General features: G+C 70.9%; 19 protein-coding genes. 7 read left to right on the forward strand and 12 right to left on the reverse strand.

Translation table 11 applies throughout. The features are described from left to right. The first annotated feature begins 256 nt into the window (after positions 1-256). Together BC793_RS28320 and BC793_RS28325 are read left to right on the forward strand one after the other, a co-directional pair. Positions 257-754, forward strand: a complete 498-nt coding sequence (locus BC793_RS28320) for a hypothetical protein (protein ID WP_146246486.1) — start codon at positions 257-259, stop codon at positions 752-754. A 65-nt stretch (positions 755-819) separates the two neighbouring features. After that, positions 820-1,854, forward strand: coding sequence for an NAD(P)H-dependent flavin oxidoreductase (locus BC793_RS28325; RefSeq protein WP_109597931.1), 1,035 nt, complete (start codon positions 820-822; stop codon positions 1,852-1,854). Between the two features lie 863 nt (positions 1,855-2,717). Here BC793_RS28325 and BC793_RS28330 read toward each other — a convergent pair. The 3 genes from BC793_RS28330 to BC793_RS28340 all read right to left on the reverse strand — a co-directional run bounded on the left by BC793_RS28330 (position 2,718) and on the right by BC793_RS28340 (position 6,580). Then, positions 2,718-4,289 carry a GntP family permease gene (locus BC793_RS28330; protein WP_109597938.1) on the reverse strand — a complete coding sequence of 524 codons (1,572 nt, stop codon included), beginning with the start codon at positions 4,287-4,289 and terminating at the stop codon, positions 2,718-2,720. 9 nt (positions 4,290-4,298) lie between these two features. Then, a complete protein-coding gene (locus BC793_RS28335) occupies positions 4,299-5,837 on the reverse strand; it encodes an alpha/beta hydrolase (protein WP_109597945.1) in 1,539 nt (512 codons plus the stop codon). Positions 5,838-5,905: 68 nt separating this feature from the next. Further along, the gene (locus BC793_RS28340) at positions 5,906-6,580 is read right to left on the reverse strand and encodes an SDR family oxidoreductase (RefSeq protein WP_109597952.1); all 675 of its coding nucleotides are present in this window, start codon (positions 6,578-6,580) and stop codon (positions 5,906-5,908) included. 83 nt (positions 6,581-6,663) lie between these two features. Between BC793_RS28340 and BC793_RS28345 the strand changes: the two genes are divergently transcribed. After that, entirely contained in the window at positions 6,664-7,308 is a 645-nt protein-coding gene (locus tag BC793_RS28345) for a TetR/AcrR family transcriptional regulator (RefSeq protein ID WP_109597959.1), read from the forward strand. Here the strand turns inward: BC793_RS28345 and BC793_RS28350 are convergent. Together BC793_RS28350 and BC793_RS28355 are read right to left on the reverse strand one after the other, a co-directional pair. Further along, positions 7,274-7,879, reverse strand: a complete 606-nt coding sequence (locus BC793_RS28350) for an acyl-CoA-like ligand-binding transcription factor (protein ID WP_109597966.1) — start codon at positions 7,877-7,879, stop codon at positions 7,274-7,276. The two genes, BC793_RS28345 and BC793_RS28350, sit on opposite strands and share 35 nt — an antisense overlap. After that, the gene (locus tag BC793_RS28355; protein ID WP_109597973.1) at positions 7,876-9,384 is read right to left on the reverse strand and encodes an MFS transporter; all 1,509 of its coding nucleotides are present in this window, start codon (positions 9,382-9,384) and stop codon (positions 7,876-7,878) included. The genes BC793_RS28350 and BC793_RS28355 overlap by 4 nt, the downstream gene beginning before the upstream one ends. A gap of 222 nt (positions 9,385-9,606) precedes the next feature. On the opposite strand from BC793_RS28355, the gene BC793_RS50325 reads away from it, so the two are divergent. Together BC793_RS50325 and BC793_RS51630 are read left to right on the forward strand one after the other, a co-directional pair. After that, positions 9,607-9,768: a hypothetical protein gene (locus BC793_RS50325; RefSeq protein ID WP_170167282.1), complete on the forward strand. Its 162-nt coding sequence runs from the start codon at positions 9,607-9,609 to the stop codon at positions 9,766-9,768. Between the two features lie 179 nt (positions 9,769-9,947). After that, the gene (locus BC793_RS51630) at positions 9,948-11,039 is read left to right on the forward strand and encodes a PfkB family carbohydrate kinase (RefSeq protein ID WP_239169927.1); all 1,092 of its coding nucleotides are present in this window, start codon (positions 9,948-9,950) and stop codon (positions 11,037-11,039) included. A 126-nt stretch (positions 11,040-11,165) separates the two neighbouring features. Here BC793_RS51630 and htpG read toward each other — a convergent pair whose 3' ends face one another. Genes htpG through BC793_RS28375 form a run of 3 tightly spaced genes read right to left on the reverse strand, consistent with a single transcriptional unit; the run spans position 11,166 to position 14,536 of the window. Further along, positions 11,166-13,001: a molecular chaperone HtpG gene (gene htpG / locus BC793_RS28365; protein WP_109597985.1), complete on the reverse strand. Its 1,836-nt coding sequence runs from the start codon at positions 12,999-13,001 to the stop codon at positions 11,166-11,168. Positions 13,002-13,061: 60 nt separating this feature from the next. Further along, positions 13,062-13,604: an SMI1/KNR4 family protein gene (locus BC793_RS28370; RefSeq protein ID WP_109597992.1), complete on the reverse strand. Its 543-nt coding sequence runs from the start codon at positions 13,602-13,604 to the stop codon at positions 13,062-13,064. A gap of 47 nt (positions 13,605-13,651) precedes the next feature. Then, positions 13,652-14,536 carry an ABC transporter substrate-binding protein gene (locus BC793_RS28375; protein WP_109597999.1) on the reverse strand — a complete coding sequence of 295 codons (885 nt, stop codon included), beginning with the start codon at positions 14,534-14,536 and terminating at the stop codon, positions 13,652-13,654. A gap of 158 nt (positions 14,537-14,694) precedes the next feature. Here BC793_RS28375 and BC793_RS28380 point away from each other — a divergent pair, with 158 nt between their 5' ends. Then, positions 14,695-15,264, forward strand: a complete 570-nt coding sequence (locus tag BC793_RS28380) for an HAAS signaling domain-containing protein (protein ID WP_109598006.1) — start codon at positions 14,695-14,697, stop codon at positions 15,262-15,264. A gap of 778 nt (positions 15,265-16,042) precedes the next feature. On the opposite strand, the gene BC793_RS28385 is transcribed toward BC793_RS28380, so the two are convergent. The 3 genes from BC793_RS28385 to BC793_RS28395 form a co-directional block, all read right to left on the reverse strand. Then, entirely contained in the window at positions 16,043-16,990 is a 948-nt protein-coding gene (locus BC793_RS28385) for an endonuclease/exonuclease/phosphatase family protein (RefSeq protein ID WP_239169928.1), read from the reverse strand. Between the two features lie 610 nt (positions 16,991-17,600). Continuing rightward, positions 17,601-18,491 carry an alpha/beta fold hydrolase gene (locus BC793_RS28390; RefSeq protein WP_239169929.1) on the reverse strand — a complete coding sequence of 297 codons (891 nt, stop codon included), beginning with the start codon at positions 18,489-18,491 and terminating at the stop codon, positions 17,601-17,603. A 95-nt stretch (positions 18,492-18,586) separates the two neighbouring features. Continuing rightward, positions 18,587-18,946, reverse strand: a complete 360-nt coding sequence (locus BC793_RS28395; protein WP_109598014.1) for a hypothetical protein — start codon at positions 18,944-18,946, stop codon at positions 18,587-18,589. A gap of 177 nt (positions 18,947-19,123) precedes the next feature. Between BC793_RS28395 and BC793_RS28400 the strand changes: the two genes are divergently transcribed. Continuing rightward, entirely contained in the window at positions 19,124-19,402 is a 279-nt protein-coding gene (locus BC793_RS28400) for a hypothetical protein (protein ID WP_109598020.1), read from the forward strand. 71 nt (positions 19,403-19,473) lie between these two features. Here the strand turns inward: BC793_RS28400 and BC793_RS28405 are convergent, their stop codons facing one another. After that, entirely contained in the window at positions 19,474-19,968 is a 495-nt protein-coding gene (locus BC793_RS28405; protein WP_109598027.1) for a TIGR00725 family protein, read from the reverse strand. Positions 19,969-20,089: the final 121 nt, after the last annotated feature.

The raw sequence follows: 20,089 nt of genomic DNA on the forward strand, positions 1-20,089 counted from the left end.
GCTGGCAGGGCGGCACCACCGTTGCCGGCTGGCAGGCCCGCACCACCGTTGTCGATTGGTAGCCCCCACCGCCGTTGTCGATTGGCCCGCACCGCCGTTGTCGATTGGCCCGCACCGCCGTTGTCGATTGGTAGCCCGCACCGCCGTTGTCGGTTGGTAGCCCGCACCGCCGTTGTCGGTTGGTAGACCCAGCACCACCATGAAGAGCAATGCTGGCGGGATGTCGCCGGGGCCGGCGCCGGACGAGCATCAGGGCATGCGAAATTTCCGGGAAGCGCCCGCCACGGTGCGGGTGGCATTCGTCAGCTGGCTCGCCGCCGTGGGCGCGGGCGTGCTGGAGACGCTGCTGGTGGTGATCGGCAGCGACGTGCGGGCTGGTCTGGTCACCGGCCTCGCGATCCGGGCGGTGGTGTTCGTGACCGCCGTCGTGGTGGCGTGGCAGATGCTGGCCGGCCGGCGATGGGCCCGGCTCGCCCTGGCCGCCGGGCTCGGTGTGGTCGGCCTCTCCTCCCTGGTCGCCGACCCAGTCACCTGGCTGGCCGAGGGCAACTCGGTCGCCACCCTGCTGGCCGACAGCACAGCCGTCGACCTCCTCTTCGGCGCCGTCCGCTCGATCCACATCGTCGCGGTCCTGTCCGCGACGGCCCTGATGTTCACCCCACCGTCGAATGCGTGGTTCCGCCCCGTGCCGCCACCGCCCGGTTCGTGGTCGGCGATCCGGCCACCGGCCACCGCGGGCCGCCGTCCGGAGTGACCGGTGCGGCACGCGGCCGGTCGACTAGCGTTCTCCGGGCGCACGACTCCCGAGGAGGACACCCCATGAGCGACCGTCTGACCAGGCTGCTCGGCATCGAGCATCCGATCGTGCAGGGCCCGTTCGGCGGCGGCATGTCCGCGGTGGCGCTCGCCGCCACGGTCAGCGCGGCCGGTGGCCTCGGCTCGTTCGGAGCGAACCACCTGCCCCCGGACGACATCACCGCCCTGGTCGGGGAGTTGCGTTCGGCCGTGCCCGCGGGCCTGCCGTTCAACGTCAATCTGTGGGTGCCGCATCCCGGTGAGCGGGAACTGCGTCCCTCGGCCGCCGACTTCGAGCGCCTGCGGCCGTTCTACGAGCGTCTCGGCCTGCCGGTTCCCGAGGGCTATACGCCTCCGCCGCTCTTCGACGACCAGATCGACGCGCTGCTGGCCGCCGGACCACCGGTGATCAGCTTCGTGATGGGCGTCCCACCGGCCCGGGTGATCGACGAGGCACGCCGCCGCGGCATCGTCACCCTCGGCACCGCCACGACCGTCGACGAGGCGGTGGCCCTGGAGCAGGGCGGCGTCGACGTGGTGATCGCCTCCGGCAGCGACGCGGGCGGCCACCGTGGAGCGTTCCTGCGCCCGCTCGCCGAGTCGCTGGTGGGCACGTTCTCCCTGGTCCCCCAGGTGGCCGACGCGGTACGGATCCCCGTTCTGGCCGCCGGCGGCATCGCCGACCGTCGCGGCGTGACCGCGGCGCTGACCCTCGGCGCCGACGGCGTGCAGATCGGCACCGGTTTCCTGGCCACCGCCGAGTCCGCGGCCAGCCCCGTGCACCGGGCCGCCCTGGCCGGCCCCGAAGCCCGAATCACCGTCCTGACCAGGCTGTTCTCCGGCCGCCACGCCCGCGCGATCGTCAACCCTCTGATCCGCGAACTGGCCGCCGCCGAGGACACCGTCCCCGCCTACCCGGTCCAGAACACGCTGATGCGCCCACTACGCGCGGCCGGCGCCGCCCGCAACGACGCCACCTACGTCAACCTGTGGGCGGGCCAGGCCGCGCCCCTGTCCCGGCCCCTCCCCGCCGCCGACTACCTGAAGTCCCTCATCTGACCCGCCCGCCGGGCTCCAGCACCGCTGACCGCGGCGGCCGTCCCGCCCCCGCCGCCCACCGCCACCTACACCGAGCCAGACACGGACCGAACCGAACCGAACGAACCGAACCGAACCGGAACGAACCGAACCGAACAATGCCAAACACGCCGAGGGCGGGCCGGACAACGCCGCAATCCAGCCACAACCGGGCAACGCCGTAAACAAGCCGACGCCTGGCCACGCAACGCCGCAATCCAGCCACGGCCGGGCAACGCCGTAAACAAGCCGAGACCGGCAACGCCGCAAGCAAGCCGACGCCTGGCCAGACAACGCCGTAAGCAATCTGGGGATTGGCCGGGCAAGGCCACAAGGGAGTTATGCGGCGCGGCGCGGGCAGTGTCTGCTTTCCGGTGCATGCAGGCGCCCGATCTTGCTCGGCTGGCCGTCACCGCTGTCTCACGCTCCTTGAAACAGCGGTGAGGACCAGCCGAACAGATCCGGCTGGTTGTCACCGCTGTCTCAGACGCGCTGAGACAGCGGTGGGGACCAGCCCGGCGTGAGCCACGGTTGCCCAGGCAGTCCCAGGCGAGCGGCACTCCACACGAGTACCGCATAGGAGCGAAGCGCCATACGCGACAAGCGCGGTCGGCTCTTCAACCCCGTGGCGCGCAGCTGGCAGCGTCCGCGGCTGGCGACGAGGGTCTGGCCGGGTCGGGCGGCCGCGAGGCGGTCCGGCGGTGATGTTTGCGGCCGGCTTGCGTGGATCGGGTGGCGCGACAGCCGGTGACCGGCGGATTCGGCCCGGCGGGCGCGTTTCGGCCTGGAGTGGCGGCCGCCCGGCGTGGACGGCCACGGGACTTTTCGTAGACCGTACAAAATGGTTAAACGATCAGGGAGAGGAGCATGACGCAGGCGAAACCGACGACCGAGATGATCGTCTCCATAACCGACCAGGTCTTGATCGTCTGGCCGACCGTCATGCCGAAGTATTCCTTGACCATCCAGAAGCCGGCGTCGTTGACGTGGGAGAAGAACAGCGAGCCGGCGCCGATCGCCAGCGCGAGCAGGGAGACCTCGGGGCGGTCGAGGGTCGTGGCGAGTGGGGCGACGATGCCGGCGGCGGTGATCGTCGCGACGGTGGCGGAGCCGGTGGCCACGCGGATGCCGACGGCTACCAGGAAGCCCAGGAGCAGGGCGTTGAAGTCGGCGTCGCGGGCGGCGTCGGCGATCACGTTGCCTACGCCGGCGTCGACGAGGACCTGTTTGAAGCCGCCGCCCGCCGCGACGATCAGCAGGATGCCGGCGATCGGCGGGAGCGCGCCGCCGAGGACGGCGTTGGTCTCGCGGCGGTCGAAGCCGGCGCGGTGACCGAGTGCCCACATGGCGACGAAGACGCCGGCCAGCAGGGCGACCACCGGTTCGCCGACGACTTCGAGGACGTCGCGGACCCGGTCGCCTTCGGGGAGCAGCAGTTCGGCGGCGCCGCGGGCGAGCATCAGGGCGACCGGCAGGAGGACGGTGAGCACGGCCGCCCAGAAGCCGGGGTTGCGGCGCGGGCCGAGCTGCTCGTCGACGGTTTTGCCGGGGCCGACCGGGTCGGCGATGTCGTCACGGTCGACGAAGTCCTGCCCGCCGACGGGCCCGGTGGGCGGCCGATCACCGGAAGCCGCGCCGCCCGAAGAAGGGCCGGCGGAAGAACCGGAGGCCGCGCCGCCTGAAGAGGAGCCGGCCGAAGAACCGGAAGCCACGCCGCCCGAGGAAGAGGAAGAGGAAGACCCGGCGGAGGCCGTGGCCAGCAGTGCCGGAACCGGCAGCGGGACCCGCTTGGCGATGAAGTTGCCGAAGATCGGGCCGGCGACGATCACCGTCGGGACGGCGCAGATCAGGCCGAGCATCAGGGTCAGCCCGAGGTCGGCCTGAAGGCTCTCGATCGCGACGAGCGGCCCGGGGTGCGGCGGCACGAGACCGTGCAGCACCGACAGTCCGGCGAGCGCCGGGATGCCGAGGCGGAGCAGTCCCACATCGGTACGCCGTGCGACGAGCAACACGATCGGCACCAGCAGGACGACGCCGACCTCGAAGAAGAGTGGGAGCCCGATGAGGGCCGCGACGCCGGCCATCGCCCAGGGCAGGGCGGCTCCGGAGACGCCGTTGACGATGCGGTTCACGATGCCGTCGGCGCCGCCGGACTCGGCGAGGAGCGCGCCCACCATCGAGCCGAGGGCGATGAGGACGCCGACACCGCCGGCGGTGGTGCCGAGTCCTTTGGTGAACGATTCGACGGTGTCGGCCGGCGCGGCGCCCGCGGCGAGGCCGAGGACGCCGGCGCCGGTGATCAGCGCGAGGAACGGATGCCACTTGGCCCATGCGATGAGCAGGACGACCGCCGCGATGCCGAGCACCGCCGCGAACACGAGCTGGGCGGTGCCGGCATCGGTGATGGTCTCCGTCATGCGGCGCGTTTACCCCGCGGTGCCAGCCCTCAATCCCGGGGTGAGGGGATTGACGGGTCCGGATTTCAGGGTGACCGGCGACTCGGGGAAGACGGCCGGGCAGTGCGTGTTCTTCGGCGGGGTACGCCGCTCGATCAGGTACGTGTCGATCGCGGCCCGGGCGCAGTCGCTGAGCCAGTAGGTGCCGTGCCCGACGCCGTCGTAGGTGAGGAACGTGGCGCTGGGCAGCTGGTTCGCGAGGCTCCGGCCCCACTGGTACGGGGTGGCGACGTCGTACCGGCTGTTGGCGAGAAGGATCGGCGGCAGCTTCGGCGAGGCGTGCAGCCGGTGCGGCGGGTTGGTGACCGGGTACGGCCAGTTCTGGCAGGAGGTCAGGTCGGTCCACGCGATCGGGCTGAGCCGGGTGTGCGGGGCGAGCCGGTTCTGTTCCTTCTCCAGCCGCCGGACGTTCTGGTAGGAGCCGACGTCGAACCGGAAGTCGGAGCACATGACCGGCAGGTAGCCGTAGGGCGTGGGCTCGCCGCGTTTGCGGGCCTCCGACCCACCGCCGTTACCGAAATAGATCAGGTCCTCGGCGAGGTAGAACCAGCCGGCGGGCTCGTACATGTACATGAAGACCAGGGAGACCACGAACTCCGGCACGATCTGGACGCCGTCCACGATCAGCTCGCCCGCTTCGGCCCGCGCGTACAGAGCGTCGAAGTACGCCAGTGCCCCCTGCTCGTGCAGCGCGCACTCGGGTGTCCGGTCGCACCAGGCCGTGAACTGGAGGAACGAGCCCTCCATGGCGAGCGTCTCCCACTTCTGGTAGTCGCGGATGTTCTGTGAGTGGTCCATGTTCGAGTCGAGCGCCATGGCCCGGATCCGGTCGGGGAACAGCTCGGCGTACTGCTGGCCGATCATGGTCCCGTAGGACACCCCGTAGTAGCTGATCTTGCGTTCGCCGAGGGCGGCCCGGATCGCGTCCATGTCGCGGACCACGCTCGCGGTGTCGACGTACTTGACCAGCGGCCCGGACAGATCACGACATGTCCGGGCCAGCTCCCGGTTGGCGGCCCGCAGTTTCGCGTAGTCGGCGGCGCTGTGCGGATACTGCCAGTTCGACTGCTCGAGGACCGCGTCGAGGTCGCAGTTGATCACGTTGCTGCGGGCCTGGCCGCGCGGGTCGAACCCGATGACGTCGAACCGGTCGGTGATCGTGTCCGAGAATGCCTCGCCGGCACCGTAGGCGAAGTCCACCCCGGAACCGCCGGGGCCGCCCGGGTTGATCAGCAGGGGCCCGATCCGCCGGGACGGCTCGGAGGCCGGCAGCTTGGCCAGGGCCAGGGTGATGGTGGAGCCGCCCGGCCGCGACCAGTCGACGGGAACCTCCAGCTCACCGCAGACCACCCGCTCCGGCGCCTCGTCCTCGGGGGCACACGGCCCCCAGTCGATCGTGTCCGCGATCGATCCGGTGGGTGGCGCGGCTTGGGCGACCCCCGGTATTGCCGGTCCGAGCAGGGCAAACAGCATCATTGGTACGGCCAGACGCACAACTGAGCGACGCATGGGCAGACCTCACGTGTCGACGACAGGGTCGTGGCCCATTCAAGTACGCCGATGCAAGTGCCGTTCTCTCACTGCCCGGACAGCTGAGCCTTGACCCCTCGGGTCAGGTCGTCACCGAGGATCTCGGCGTCACCGCGGGCGACCGCATCGAGGGCGAGCGCCGCGACCAGCGCCGGGTCGCTCTTCTGCTCCGGCGGGACGGCGGCCGCCATGTCGGTGTCCATGTAGCCGACGTGCAGCCCGGTCACCGTGATCCCGCGCGGGGCGAGCAGGTCACGGCTGGCGTTGGTGAGCGCCCAGGCCGCCGCCTTGGCCGCCGAGTAGGAGCCGTAGCCGCCGGGGTGCAGCCAGGACAGCACGGACAGCACGTTGAGCACCGCTCCCCCACCGTTGCCTTCGATGACCGGCGCGAACGCCCGGGTGGCGAGCAGTGTGCCGAAGTAGTTGGTCTCCATGTCGAGCCGGATGCCGTCCAGGTCGCCGTCGAGGACCGGCCCACCGACGGCGACGCCGGCGTTGTTGATCAGCAGGGTGGCGTCGGCGGCGGTCACGGCCGCCTTGGCCACCGACTCGGGGTCGGTGACGTCGAGCTGGAGCGGGATCGCGCCGGGAAGGTCGACGCTCTCGGGGTTGCGGGCGGCGGCATAGACCTTGGCGCCGCGCTCGATCAGCTGACCGGCGAGGTGACGGCCGAACCCGCGGTTGGCTCCGGTGACGACGGCGACTGCACTGGTGAGTTCCATGGGACTTAGATTATGGCCATCATCTAATGAGCGCCAGAGCCTCCGGAGGTAATAGATGACACACATAATCTATAGTGGCACGCATGGGACGGGTGTCGCAGGCGCAGGCCGCCGAGAACAGGGAACGCATCGTCGCCACGGCCGCACGCCTCTTCCGTGAGCGAGGGATCGCCGGGGTGAGCGTCGCCGACGTGACGGCCGAGGCCGGCCTGACCCACGGCGGCTTCTACAAGCACTTCGCCTCGAAGGACGCGCTGGTCGCCGAGGCGGTGGCGCGGGCCTTCGCCGACCAGGCCACCGCCGTCCGCGCGACCGCACCGGAGCCCGGCGGAGGCACGGCCGTCCGGCCTCAGGAGCTGATCGACGCCTACCTGTCCGCCGCACACCGCGACGACCCCGGCGGCGGATGCCCGTCGGCCGGCTTCGGTGGTGACGTGGCACGGGCCACCGGTGGCGACGCGACGCGCGGGGCGTACGCGAAAGGGGTCGAAGGTTTCGCCCTCCACCTCGGTGGCGGCGCCGAGCCGGACCTGGCCGCCCTCAGCACCATGGTGGGTGCCCTGATCCTGGCGCGCGCCACCGCGGGGACCGAGCTCTCCGACCGCATCCTCGCGGCGGCGCGGGAGAGTCTCGACCGCCCGGCTCAGCCGGATGATCCGCTGCGACGGAGGCCTGAGCCTGAGCCCGCCGCGGTCAGCCCAGCGGAAGGCCCTGCTGCAGGAGAGTGAGCGCCTGCTCCAGACGCCGGTAGTCGTCGGGCGTGACCCCCTCGACCGGCGCCACCCGACCGGCGGGCAGGACCGCCAGCATCGCGCCGACCGCCGCCCCGGCGGTCACCCGCGCCGAGAAGTCGTCGGCGGGCAGCCCGGCCCGCTCGGCGATCACGCCCGCCATCAGGTCGATGGCATCGGTCATCTGGTGCATCATCCGCATCCGCAACTCCGGAACCCCGAGGATGAGCACCTGCCGGCGCCGTTCGAACGCCCACATCTCGGGGCTCAGGTTGCCGAAGACCTCGCGCATCGCCCGCAGGATCGCCTCGATCGGCGCCAGGTCGGCTGGCTGGGCGCGGATCGCCTCGACCAGCACCGCATCGACGTCGTCGACGAGAACCGCGTCCTCCTTGGTCGGGAAGTAGCGGAAGAACGTGCTCGGCGAGACCTCGGCCGCCTCCGCGATCTGTTCCACGGTGGTCGCCGCGAACCCCTGCTCCTCGATCAACCGCATCGCGTGCTCGCGGAGGGCGGCGCGGGTCTTCGCCTTCTTACGTTCGCGCAGGCCGGTCGGGGAGGTGGTCATACCCCCGATTCTGCCAGCACCGCCGCCGGCTGCCCGGTCCGCGCGCCACGAGGAAGGATCACCAGGGCGAGGATCACGCCGGCCGCCGCGACGCCACCGGAGACGATCAACGACAGGTCCATGCCGTGTACGAACGCGTCCCGCACCGCGCCGAGCAACTCGTCGTCGCCGAGCCGCTGGGCGGCAGCGGCCCCGGCGGCGGCGCTGTCCCGCAACTCCTCCCCCGCTCCCACGGGCAGGGCGGACCGGTAACCCGCGTTCAGCACCATGCCGAGCACGGCGACACCGATCGCGCTGCCGACCTGGCGGATCGCCTGGATCAGGGCGTTGCCGACGCCGCTGCGCCCGGCGTCCAGGGTGCTGATCGTGACGTTCATCGAGGTCGGCATGGTGAAGCCGAGCCCGACGCCGGCGACCCCGATCCAGGCGGCGACCACGCCGTAGCCCGCCGCGGCGTCGGTCGCCGCACCGGTGAACAGGGCCGCGGCCATCAGCGTGAGACCGGCGGCGATCACCGCACGCGGGCCGAACCGGGTGGCCATTTTCTCCCCGATGCGGGCGCCGACCATCAGACCGCCGATCACCGGGAGCAGCCGCAGGCCGGTGCCGAACGCGTCCGCGCCGCCGACCGCCTGGAACAGCTGCGGCAGGGCGAAGAGCAGCCCGAAGAAGGCGAACCCGGCGATGGTGGCGAGCAGGGTGCCACCGGCGAACGACCGGTTCCGGAAGAGGCCGAGATCGATCAGCGGCGACGCGGCCCGCCGCTGCCACCACACCAGCGCGGCGAGCGCCAGAACCCCCACCGCGATGATCACCGAGGCGCGCACGTCACCCCAGCCGCGTTCCCCGGCTTCGATGATGCCGTACGTGACACCCACCAGCGCCGTCGTGGACAGCAGGATGCCGGGCAGGTCGAACCGGCGCCGACGGTCGCCGTGCGACTCGGGGACGAGGACGGCGACGGCGATCAGCCCCAGCCCGACGATCGGCAGATTGATCAGGAAGACCGATCCCCAGTGGAAGTTGTCGAGCAGCCAGCCGCCCAGCAGCGGGCCGAGCGGGATGCCCAGCGCGTTCGCGGTGATCCAGATGGTGAGGGCGCGCGGGCGCTCCCGATCGTCGAAGAGGACAGTCAGGACCGCGCCGATCAGCGACATGATCACGGCCGACCCCAGACCGAGGACGGCTCGGGCGGCGATGAGCTGCCCCGTCGTGTCGGCCAGGGCGCAGGCGGCGGACGCGGCCCCGAAGATCGTCAGCGCGATCAACAGCAGCCGCTTGCGCCCGAACCGGTCGCCGAGCATCCCGGCCGGCAGCAGCGCCGCGGCCAGGACCAGCAGGTAGGAGGTGGTGAACCACTGAAGGTCGGCGGTGGTGGCACCGAGATCACGGGCCAGGGTGGGCAGCGCGACGCTCAGCACGGTGCTGTCCAGCCCGATGACGACCGTGCACAGCGCCAGGGCGGCCAGGGCCGACCAGCGGTGCGATGTTTTGAGAGAGGCCATGAATTGAAGGTAACTCTCAAAATAAAGTGGCTGTCATAATACTGTGGGATCTCTCAGGATCGGCGCGCCTCCTGCGGTCCCTTGCGGGGCTGTGTCACGATCTTGGATGGCGTTTCCACGGGTCAGCAGGTTTCCACGGGTCAGCAGGTTTCCACGGGTCAGCAGGTTTCCACGGGTCAGCAGGTTTCCACGGGTCAGCAGCGTGCGGAGGATCGAGTTCCGATGAAGAAGGTGCTGGGCTGGATCCTGCTGTTCCTGCTCGTCTTCTGGATCGGCACCAACCCGACGCCGGCCGCCGAGGTGGCCCGCAGCATCGGTGACGGGGTCGCCGACATCTTCAGCAACATCGGCACGTTCTTCGTCGAGCTGGCCAACGGCAACTGACGTGCGCCCGCACCCCGCCGGCCCGCATCCCCCTCCCGCCGGCCTGCACCCTCATCCCGCCGGCCTGTATCTCCATCCCGCCGGCCTGTATCCCCATCCCGCCGGCCTGCGTATTTCTGGCCCGCACCCCGACCCTTCCGGCCCGCACCCCGCCGCCGGGCTGGTCGGCCGGCGCTGACATGCGGCTGCTCTTCGTGGGTCTGGTGACGGTCGACCTGGTGCAGCGGGTGGCGCGGCTACCCGGCGTCGACGAGAAGGTGCAGTCCGAGTCGGTGGACGTCGCGGCGGGCGGGCCGGCAACCAATGCGGCGGTCACCGCGGCGGCGCTCGGGGCGACGGTCACCCTGGTCAGTGCGGTGGGCTCGCACCCGCTCGGCGATCTGGTCCGGGCCGACCTCGCAGCGCACGGGGTAACCCTGGTCGACGTCACGCCGGAATCACCGGTGCCCCCGCCGGTCTCCGCGGTGACGGTCCTCGCCTCCACCGGCGAGCGCACCATCGTCAGCCGCAATGCCGGAACCCGCGAGGTCGCCGTGCCGCCCGAGGGCCTACCCGACGCCGACCTGACTCTGGTCGACGGGCATCATCCGGCACTCGCGGTCGCCGCGGCCCGCGCCGCCCGCCGTCTGCTCGTCGACGCCGGAAGCTGGCGCCCGGTCTTCGCCGACGTCTTCCCCCACGCCGAGGTGGTTGCCTGCTCCGGCGACTTCCGCCACCCGGCGGCCACCGGCGGTCTCCACCAGCCCGTGGCCACCGGCAATCTCAGCGACCCCGCGGCCACCGAGGATCTCGACCCCTCCGTAGCCGCTGGCGATCTCGGCGGCCCCGAAGACACCGGCGATCTCGGCCGGCCCGCGGCCACGGTCTTCCGGCGCCCCGGGGACATCGGCGAAACCGAAGCTGCCGCCGACATCGACGCCGCCACCGCCACGGCCATCAGGAGGACCCACCCCGCTGCCCACGTGGTGATCACCCACGGTCCCGAACCGGTCCGCTGGTTCAGTCCGGAGGCCGCCGGCGAGGTCCCCGTGCCAACCGTCACCGCAGTCGACACCGCGGGAGCCGGCGACGCCTTCCACGGCGCCCTCGCCGTCGCTCTGGCACGCGCCGCCCCGGCCCGGAGCGACGCTACCCGCCGCGCCGTTGCCCGCGGCGCCGTTGCCCGCGGCGCCGTGGACCTTCCGGCCGCGATCAGCTACGCCGCCAGGATCGCCGCCGTCCGAGTCAGCCATGCCGGACCTCGTGCCTGGCTGGCCCACCTGCCCGGCTGAGATCTCAACCGGCTCGAGAGTCCGTGGACCGGCCCGGCCGGCGGCCGGCTTGAGACCGGCCCACCGGTGACGAACGACCTGGTCAGGCCCGCCGACCACCCAGTGTCGGCGGGCCGGAACAGCAGGTCAGACCGTCTGGGCGAGACGGTCGGCGAGGAGCTTGGCGAAGCGGGCCGGGTCCTCCAGGTCGCCGCCCTCAGCGAGCAGCGCCGTCCCGTACAGCAGCTCGGCCGTGTCCGGCAGGGCCGCGTCGTCAGCGCTGCGCTCGTAGGCCGCCCGCAGGCCGGTGACCAGCGGGTGGCCCGGGTTGAGTTCGAGGATCCGCTTGACCCGCGGGCCCTCCTGCCCCATCGCCCGGTACATCTTCTCCAACGCGGGAGTGATGTCGTCGGCGTCGCTGACCAGGCACGCCGCCGAGGTGGTCAGCCGGTGCGACAGCCGCACCTCCTTGACCTGCTCGGTCAGCTTCTCGGTGAGGAAGCCGAGGAGCGGGCCGAAGTCACCCTCCGGCTCTGGCTTGTCCTCGTCCTTGGGCAGGTCGACCGATCCGCGGGCGATCGACCGCAGCTTCTTGCCGTCGAACTCGGGAACCACGTCGACCCAGATCTCGTCGACCGGGTCGGTGAGGATCAGCACCTCGTAGCCCTGCTCACGGAAGGCTTCCATGTGCGGCGAGTTCTCCACCTGGGACCGGCTCTCACCGGTCAGGAAGTAGATCTCCTCCTGGCCCTCCTTCATCCGCTCCACGTAGGCGGCGAGCGTGGTCGGCTCGGTGCCCTCGGTGGTGGCGAACGAGGCGATCTCGAGGATCGGCTTGTGGTTGTCGGGCTCGGCGAGCAGGCCCTCCTTGACCGCCCGGCCGAACTCGCGCCAGAACGTCGCGTACTTCTCCGGGTTGCTGCTCAGCAGGTCCTTGATCGTGGACAGCACCTTCTTGACCAGGCGGCGCCGGATCATCTGGATGTGCCGGTCCTGCTGGAGGATCTCGCGGGAGATGTTCAGCGAGAGGTCCGCGGCGTCCACCACGCCCTTGACGAAGCGCAGGTAGTCGGGAATCAGCTCCCGGCTGTCGTCCATGATGAAGACGCGCTTGACGTAGAGCTGGAGACCGCGGCGGGCGTCCCGCTGGAACAGATCGTGCGGGGCCCGGGAGGGGATGAAGAGGAGAGCCTCGTACTCGAAGGTGCCCTCCGCCTTCATGTTGATGATCTCGAGCGGGTCGGTCCAGTCGTGGCTGATGTGCTTGTAGAACTCGTGGTACTCCTCGTCGGTGACCTCGCTGCGCGGCCGGGCCCACAGGGCCTTCTGCGAGTTGAGGACCTCGTCACCCTTGCGGATCGGGAACGAGATGAAGTCGGAGTACCGCTTGACGATCTCCTTGATCTTCCACTCGTCGGTGTAGTCGTAGAGCGCGTCGTCCTCGTCCTTGGGGCGCAGGTGCAGCGTCACGGTGGTGCCGATCGGCGCATCGGGCGCGTCGTCGATCGTGAAGGTGCCCTCGCCGGCCGACTCCCAGCGGGTGCCGTGGCCCTCGGTGCCGGCCTTGCGGGTCACCAGCTCGACCCGGTCGGCGACCATGAACGTCGAATAGAACCCGACACCGAACTGGCCGATCAGCTCGGGGCTCTCCTTGGCCTCCTTGAGCTTGCTCAGCAGCTCCGCCGTGCCGGACTTGGCGATCGTGCCGATCAGCGCCACGACCTCCTCGCGGGTCATGCCGATGCCGTTGTCACGAACGACAAGTGTGCGCGCCTCCGCGTCGACCTCGATCTCGATGTGCAGGTCGGAGGTGTCCGCCTCGAGCCCGTCCTGCAGCTTCGCCAGGCGCAGCTTGTCCAGCGCGTCGGAGGCGTTCGAGATCAGCTCGCGCAGGAAGATGTCCTTGTTCGAATAGATCGAGTGGACCATCAGCTGCAGCAGCTGGCGCGCCTCTGCCTGGAACTCCAACGTCTCCATCGTCACCCGTTTCCGTCATGTCCGGTGTTACGTCCCCGATCGTAGGACGCCCGCCGGGGCGACCGGTCACCCGGCGTCGAACCACTCCTCGCCGGCCGCCCAGTGCCGCACCCAGCCGGCGAATCCGGGCTCCCCGGTGACCTGCCCGAACGGCATGGCGCCCTCCCCGGAGACCATCCACACCTGGCCACGGTGGGCGCCGGTGACGACGAGATGCCAATTCATCCCGCAGCCGTCGGTGCCGAGCACGATCGACCCGTCGTCGAACACGCTCGCCAGCCGCGCCTCGTCGGGCTCCTCGTCGTCACCCTCCCACAGCCATGGCTCGGTCAGTGGGAAAGGCCGGGTCAGGTCACGCCCGGAACCGTCGCTGCCGTAGTCGGAGGGCAACGCGCCGAGGGCGACCAGGCCATACTCCGGTGGGCCCGCGTGTGAACCGTCGGACACCTCGGCCACGAACGACCGATAAGGCTCGGGCAGCACCACCCCGTGCCGCTGCTCGAAGGCGTGCACCGCGGGCCAGCCCAGCGCCGACGCACCGTCGTCGTCGGCCCCGACGGCGTCACGCAGCTCGGTCAGGACGCCGGGATCGACATGCTCGATGCTCATGGCGAAAGTAATATCAGCCCGGTCCGACACTTTCGCGAACCCGCTGGTCAGGCGACCCGGTGGACCCTTCCCGCGGGGACCGGCGGGGCCGAATCCGGGTGCAGGATCGTGGCGATCGCCTCCACGCCGTCCACGAGACGCGGCCCCGGTCGTACCACCAGGCCGTCGCCGTCGATCGCCCACACCGCCGCGCCGGGGAAATGCGGGACCACCGCCTCGGCCTGCCGGATCGCGCCTTCCAGGTGGTAGCCGCAGGGGGTGACCAGCACGATCTCCGGCCGCGGAGCGGCCAGTTCGGCCCAGGAGACCTGCACCGACCGCATGCCGGGCCGGGCCGCGACCGGTTCGCCGCCGGCCGCCGTGATCAGGTCCGGCACCCAGTGCCCCGCGGTGAACGGCGGATCCACCCATTCCACCACGGCCACCCGGGGGCGCCGCCTCCCGGCCACCGCGGTGGCCACCGCCGCCAGCCTCTCCCGCAGACCGGCGACGAGATCAACACCCCTTTCCGGTACGCCCACCGCGTTCGCCACCACGCAAAAGGTGGCCAGAACGTCCTCCAGCGAGTAGGGATCGAGGGACAGGACCTCACTGCGGCAGCCCAGGTGGCTCAGCGCCCGGTCGACATGCCCGGACGGCAGCGCGCACACCCGGCACAGATCCTGCGTCAGGATCAGATCGGGGTCGAGGCCGGCGAGCGCGCCGGCGTGCAGCGTGTAGAGATCACCGCCGGCCGACATCTGGGTACGCACGTAGTCGTCGATCTCGGCCGGCGTCATCCGGCTGGTGTCGCGGCCACCGACCACGACGGTCTTCTCCGAGCGGGCCTCCGCCGGCTCGTCGCACTCGAACGTGACGCCGACCAGGTCGTCACCGAGCCCCAGGGCATAGACGATCTCGGTCGCGGACGGCAACAAGGACACCAGGCGCATACCCCCATACTCCCGGACTACGACCACGGGATGATGCCGGGCCGCGGAGTTACCACCTTGGACCGATGCGGCGGCGACGGCCGGACGGGAATGCTGGTCGGCACCGGATCGGCGGCCGACCCGCTGATCCGGTGCCACGGGGCAACGGGAGGACACTCATGACGACGGCACCGCCGGCCCACGACGACGTTCTCGTTCTCGACTACCTGGCCTCGCTCTGGGCGGCCGCCGGCGACCTGCCGCCGGAGACCCGCGACGAGCTGATGAACACGGTCGCCGGTTACATCGCGATGCGCCGTGACCTGGCCGACGATCCATCCCGGGTGCTCGGCCGGTTAGGGCCGCCCGATCAACTGGTCGCCGCGGTGCGCCGCAGCGGCGCCCCGACCCATCTGCGCCTGCCGGCCGGCTCCGTCCCGGCGCCGGACGCACCGGGCGGTTCCGAAAGGGTGGCGGTCGCGCTGCTCACCGGCGGTGCGATCGCCCTGCCACTGGTCGGTCAGACGGCCGGGCTGATGATCGCGACGGCGTCGCCCCACTGGACCCCGCTGCAGAAGGTCACGGCGTGGCTGCTGGCCACCGGCCCGGTCGCCGGTGCGCTGTTGGTGCTCCTGGTGCTGGTCGGCGTCTCACTGTTCACCGGCCTCGGCTTCCTGGTCGTCTACGCCGCGGCCTGCACCGGCTCAATCGCAGCGGGCCTGACCCTGCACGCCGCCACCCGACCATGACCGCCCCACCCGCACCCCCAACCCCCCACCCTCAACCTCCGACACCGACACCGACACCGACACCGACACCGACACCGACACCCTGAACGACCAGCACCGCTGGCACAGCGCATCGTCGGTATCACCGGCAACCGCATCCCTGCGCCCTCTGCCTAAGCGGCCCCTCACGAGTGACCCCTTTCGAACAGCGCGGGAGTGTCTGCTTTCAGAGCAGTTGGTGGCCATCGATCCTTCCCGGCTGGTTCCCACCGCTGCCTCACGGCCCTCGAAACAGCGGTGGGAGCCAGCCGGGAAGATCCGGCTGGCCGCCACCGCTGTCTCACGACGCTCGAAACAACGGTGGGAACCAGCCACAAAGATCCGGCTGGCCGCCACCGCTGTCTCACGACGCTCGAAACAACGGTGGGAACCAGCCACAAAGATCCGGCTGGCCGCCACCGCTGTCTCACGACGCTCGAAACAACGGTGGGAACCAGCCACAAAGATCCGGCTGGCCGCCACCGCTGTCTCACGACGCTCGAAACAACGGTGGGAACCAGCCACAAAGATCCGGCTGGCCGCCACCGCTGTCTCACGACGCTTGAGACAGCGGTGAGGACCAGCCGGGCGTGATCCACAGATGCGCGGGCAGTCAATGGCGCCGCGGGGGAAAGCGGGCCCACCGGCCGGAGAGATCATGCGATCGGGGGCCGGCCGGTGGGGGCTCCGTCGGCCCGCGCAGCCCGTTGCCAGCCTCGTCCGGCACCGTCCGTGGGGCGCCATCACTGGCACGACGGCGTCAGAGTCGCAGGCGGGCCACGACCGGGATGTGGTCGCTGGCCGTGGGCGGCAGGGTTCGGACCGCGGTGACGGTCAGTGAACGGGCGAGGACGTGATCGATCCGGGCGATCGGCAGGGCCGAGGGGAAGGTGAACGCGAAGTCGGAGCCGTCGGTGGACAGGTGGGTGGTCACCGGGTTCAGCCCACGGTCGGCGACGGTCGCGTTCAGGTCACCGAGCAGGATCACGCGCTCGTGTCGCTCGGCGCCCAGCGCTGCGCCGAGTTTGGCCGCGCTGTCGTCCCGGCGGGTCGTGTCGAGGCCGGTCAGGCCCGGTCGCACGGAGGAGAGGTGGGCGACGTAGACGGCGACGTCGCCGTGCGGGGTGCGGGCTACCGCGCGGAGGCCACGGTTCCAGTCGGTGCCGAGGTCTGCGGGGCGGATGTCCAGTGGTGCGGCCTCGATGAGCGGATACCGCGACCACAGTGCGACGGTTCCCTGGACGGTGTGGTGGGCGTATGCGGTGGGGAACGCGGCCGCATAGGCGGGGGCTGCCTCGGGGGTGATCTCCTCCAGGGCGACCAGATCAGGTTCGGCCTCGAGGAGTGTGCGGACGGTGCCGGCCGGGTCCGGGTTCTCGTCGCTGACGTTGTGCTGGACCGCGATCAGGTCGTGCGGGGCGTCGCCGTCCGGCAGGAGGTGGCCGCCGAACACTGCCAGCCAGGCGGCCAGCGGAAGGAGAGCGCCGAGCAACGCGGGCCGGGAGCGGCGCCACAGCGCCGGCAGAAGCAGTATCGGCACGGTCAACCCGAGCCACGGCAGGAAGGTGGGCAGCAGGCTGCCGCCGGGCAGCACCGGAGAGCACGCGAGGAGAACCGCGACCAGTCCCCCGATCGGCGCCAGCACGAACCGGCCCGACCGGTCCCGGCCGGTGGCCCTGAAGTTCCGCACCGCGTCGGGAATCCGCACGCGGCGATGCTCGCACAGCCGATCAAGCGGCCGGATCCACGCGGGGCGCAGGACTCGACGGTTCGGCGAGGCGAGCTGAGGGCTCCGGCGGTCGGATCGGGCGAGCCGACAGGTCCGGCAGCCAAGCGGGGCGGTCCGACGAGCACGACGGTCCGACGGAGTGACCCGCCGGCCACGACAGCCCGACAGGGCGATCCGAGGAGCACGACAACCGGACAGCGCGACCGGCGAGCACGCGCCCTGGAGGCCCAGCCGCTGGCGCCGGCGTCGACAACCCGACAGCACAACCAGACGGCGACTACCCGACAGCGCAACCCGACAGGCACGAGAACCGGACAGCGCAACCCGACAGGCACGAGAACCCGACAGCGCAACCAGACAAGCACAACAACCGCACAACGCAACCAGACGGCACGACGGCCCGACAGCGCAAACCCAGGGCGGGAGAACTGGGCAGGGCGAGCCGGCGAGGACGAGAACTGGGCAGCGGCAGCGCTGCCCGGCGCGTCCGGCGGCCGGGACAGGGCGGGCCTACGAGCCCGCGGGCCGGGCACGGTGGTGGGCGGATGGGTTTGAGGGTGGGACGGGGTGTGGTGGGCGTCGGGTGGGGTCAGGTGGCCAGGGCGAGGATCGCGGTGAGGACCTGGGTCCAGACGGCTCGGGGTGGGAATTCGTGGCCTATGCCGTCGAGCCAGACGAGGCGGGCGCCGGGGATGCTGCGGGCCAGTTCCTCGGGGTGGTCGGTGGTGATGTGCCGGTCCAGGGTTCCGTGCAGGACGACCGTGGGTGCCGCGATGCTGCACAGCATGTCGCGGACCGGGGGGCCGTAACCGGCGAGGCGATGGTTGAGGCGGGTGGCGGCCAGGTCGGCGGACCGGTCGAAGACACGTTCGGCGGAGCGGCGCAGGTGCGGTTCCTCGGGGGTGAACGGGCCGCCGCGGGCGCGGACCTCGTCGATCATGCGGGCCACCGCGGCTCTGCGGTTCGACCAGTCGGTCTCGTCGGTGGCCGGTGGTGCTTCGACCGTACGCACGACGGCCGTGACCGTGCCCGCGGAAACGGCGACCGGACCGGCCACGGTGACCGGCGCGTGGCCGGGGGCCGTCCCGTCGACGCTGGTCGACATGAGGGTGAGGGTGAGCACCCGGGACGGATGGTGGACGGCGATGCGCTGGGCGAGGGCGCCACCGAGCGAGAAGCCGACCAGGTGTGCCGCCGGGACGCGGAGGGCGTCGAGCACGCCGATCGCGTCATACATGAGGTCGACACCGGAGTAGGCCGGCCGGCCCGCCGGGTAGGAGGTCGACCGGCCGGTGTCCCGGTGGTCGTAGCGGATGACGAACCGTCGGCCGGCCGCCAGGCGCCGGCAGAACTCGTCGTCCCACCAGTCCATCGAACTGGCGTCCGCGGCCAGGAGCAGCAGCGGGGGGTCGATGGGCTCGCCGAACGTCTCCACGCACATCTCGATGCCGTTGACCGGCAACATCGTCTCGGTCACCACGTGTTCATTGTGGCCAGGCTCACTGACAGCGAGGTTACGCCGACATCACATCGGATGACCGGCTCGCTGAGAGGACCCGGTCATCCGATGGACCCTTACCGGGTTGCGGGTGCCGCGGCACGTGCCCGGCCGCGCACCACCCGCAGCGAGACCGCGGTCAGGCCGAGTGCGATGCCGAACAGGGTGAGATGCAGATACGGGTTGTCGATCGGCACGAATCCGATGACCGCGACCGGGATCTGGACCACCCCGATCAGTGCGGCCAGCAGCCACCGGCGGCCGCCGCTCCACAGCAGGGCCGTCCAGACCGGGGCGGAGACGATCAGCAGGGTCAGCCCGTCGAGCAGCGTGTGCATGGCCGGGTTGTGGACCGCGTTGTGGGCGAAGGCGCTCGCGGGCGCGGCGATCCAGAGGCCGGCGAGGACGAGGGTGAGAACGACAGCGGCACGACGCATGGGGATCCTCCAGCGTGATCAGACCGTTGCTCGGAGTAATCAACCTAGCATCACCATGGTGAGTCACGTCGATTCATTCGCCCGGCCACCCCTGTTACACAGTGTTGCCGTTGGGGTTGATGATCTCGCCCGTTCGGCCAGCTGACCACCGTCAGTGATCATGACTAACCTGCCCCAGTGCGTTTGATCGAGTTAGCCATGGCCAGTGCGATCACTATGAGTATTGGCGGTGTTTCTTACGTTGCGTTGAACCCGGCGCAGCTCCAGTCCCGGGCGCAGGTCGTCGCGGACCAGGCGACCTGCCGGACGGTGGACACCGCGATCGTCGGCTACCTGATGAACAACGGAACGGCGCCGACGTCGATCCGGCAGCTCAAGGACTACGTGCGCGGCGACATCTCGAAGTACCGGATCGTCGGCGGGGTGGCGGCCGGGCCGGGGTGCAGCCAGACATAGAAGAAGTTCACCACGATGCAACACGGGGACCTCTGCCGTAAACATGGCGTGCCGGGGTGACCCCGGCGGGCTCACCGGCCGGCCGCCGATCGGGGGCGCCGCCGGAGGGCTTCGCCGACCGCCTGCTCCGGGCCGTCCGCCCAGGTGACACCCGGCACCGGCGCGCCGTCCGCGGTGACGACCCGCCAGCCGCCCAGCGCGACCACCGGAATGCCGCCGCGGCGCATGGCCAGCGCGATCTCGCTGAGCGTGCCCCACGATCCGCCCACGCTGATCACCGCGTCGGCGGACCAGACGATGACGGCGTTGCGGGCCTGTCCCATGTTCGTCACTACGGTCACCGTCAGATCCGGTGACGCCACCTCACTGCCGTCATCGGGCCGGACACCGACGACGGTCCCGCCCCGGGATCGGGCTCCCGCCGCCACCGCCGCCATCACCCCGCCCCCGCCGCCGCAGAGCACCGTCGCCCCCCGCTCGGCGAGCAACTCCCCCACCCGCCGGGCCTGCGCGGCCTCCTCATCGGTGCACTCCGCCGGCCCGCACACCGCAACCTGGGTCGCCATCCCCCGATGCTCGCAGCCCGGCGGCGAACCCTCGACCGCAAGCCGCCACCCGACTCATAGGCAACTTGTTGCATAGGTGATTTGTTGTCTATGCTGCGGCGAGGTGGTGGCTGCGAGGAGG

The organism is Actinoplanes xinjiangensis, from assembly GCF_003148685.1.
Classification (GTDB): Bacteria; Actinomycetota; Actinomycetes; order Mycobacteriales; family Micromonosporaceae; genus Actinoplanes; species Actinoplanes xinjiangensis.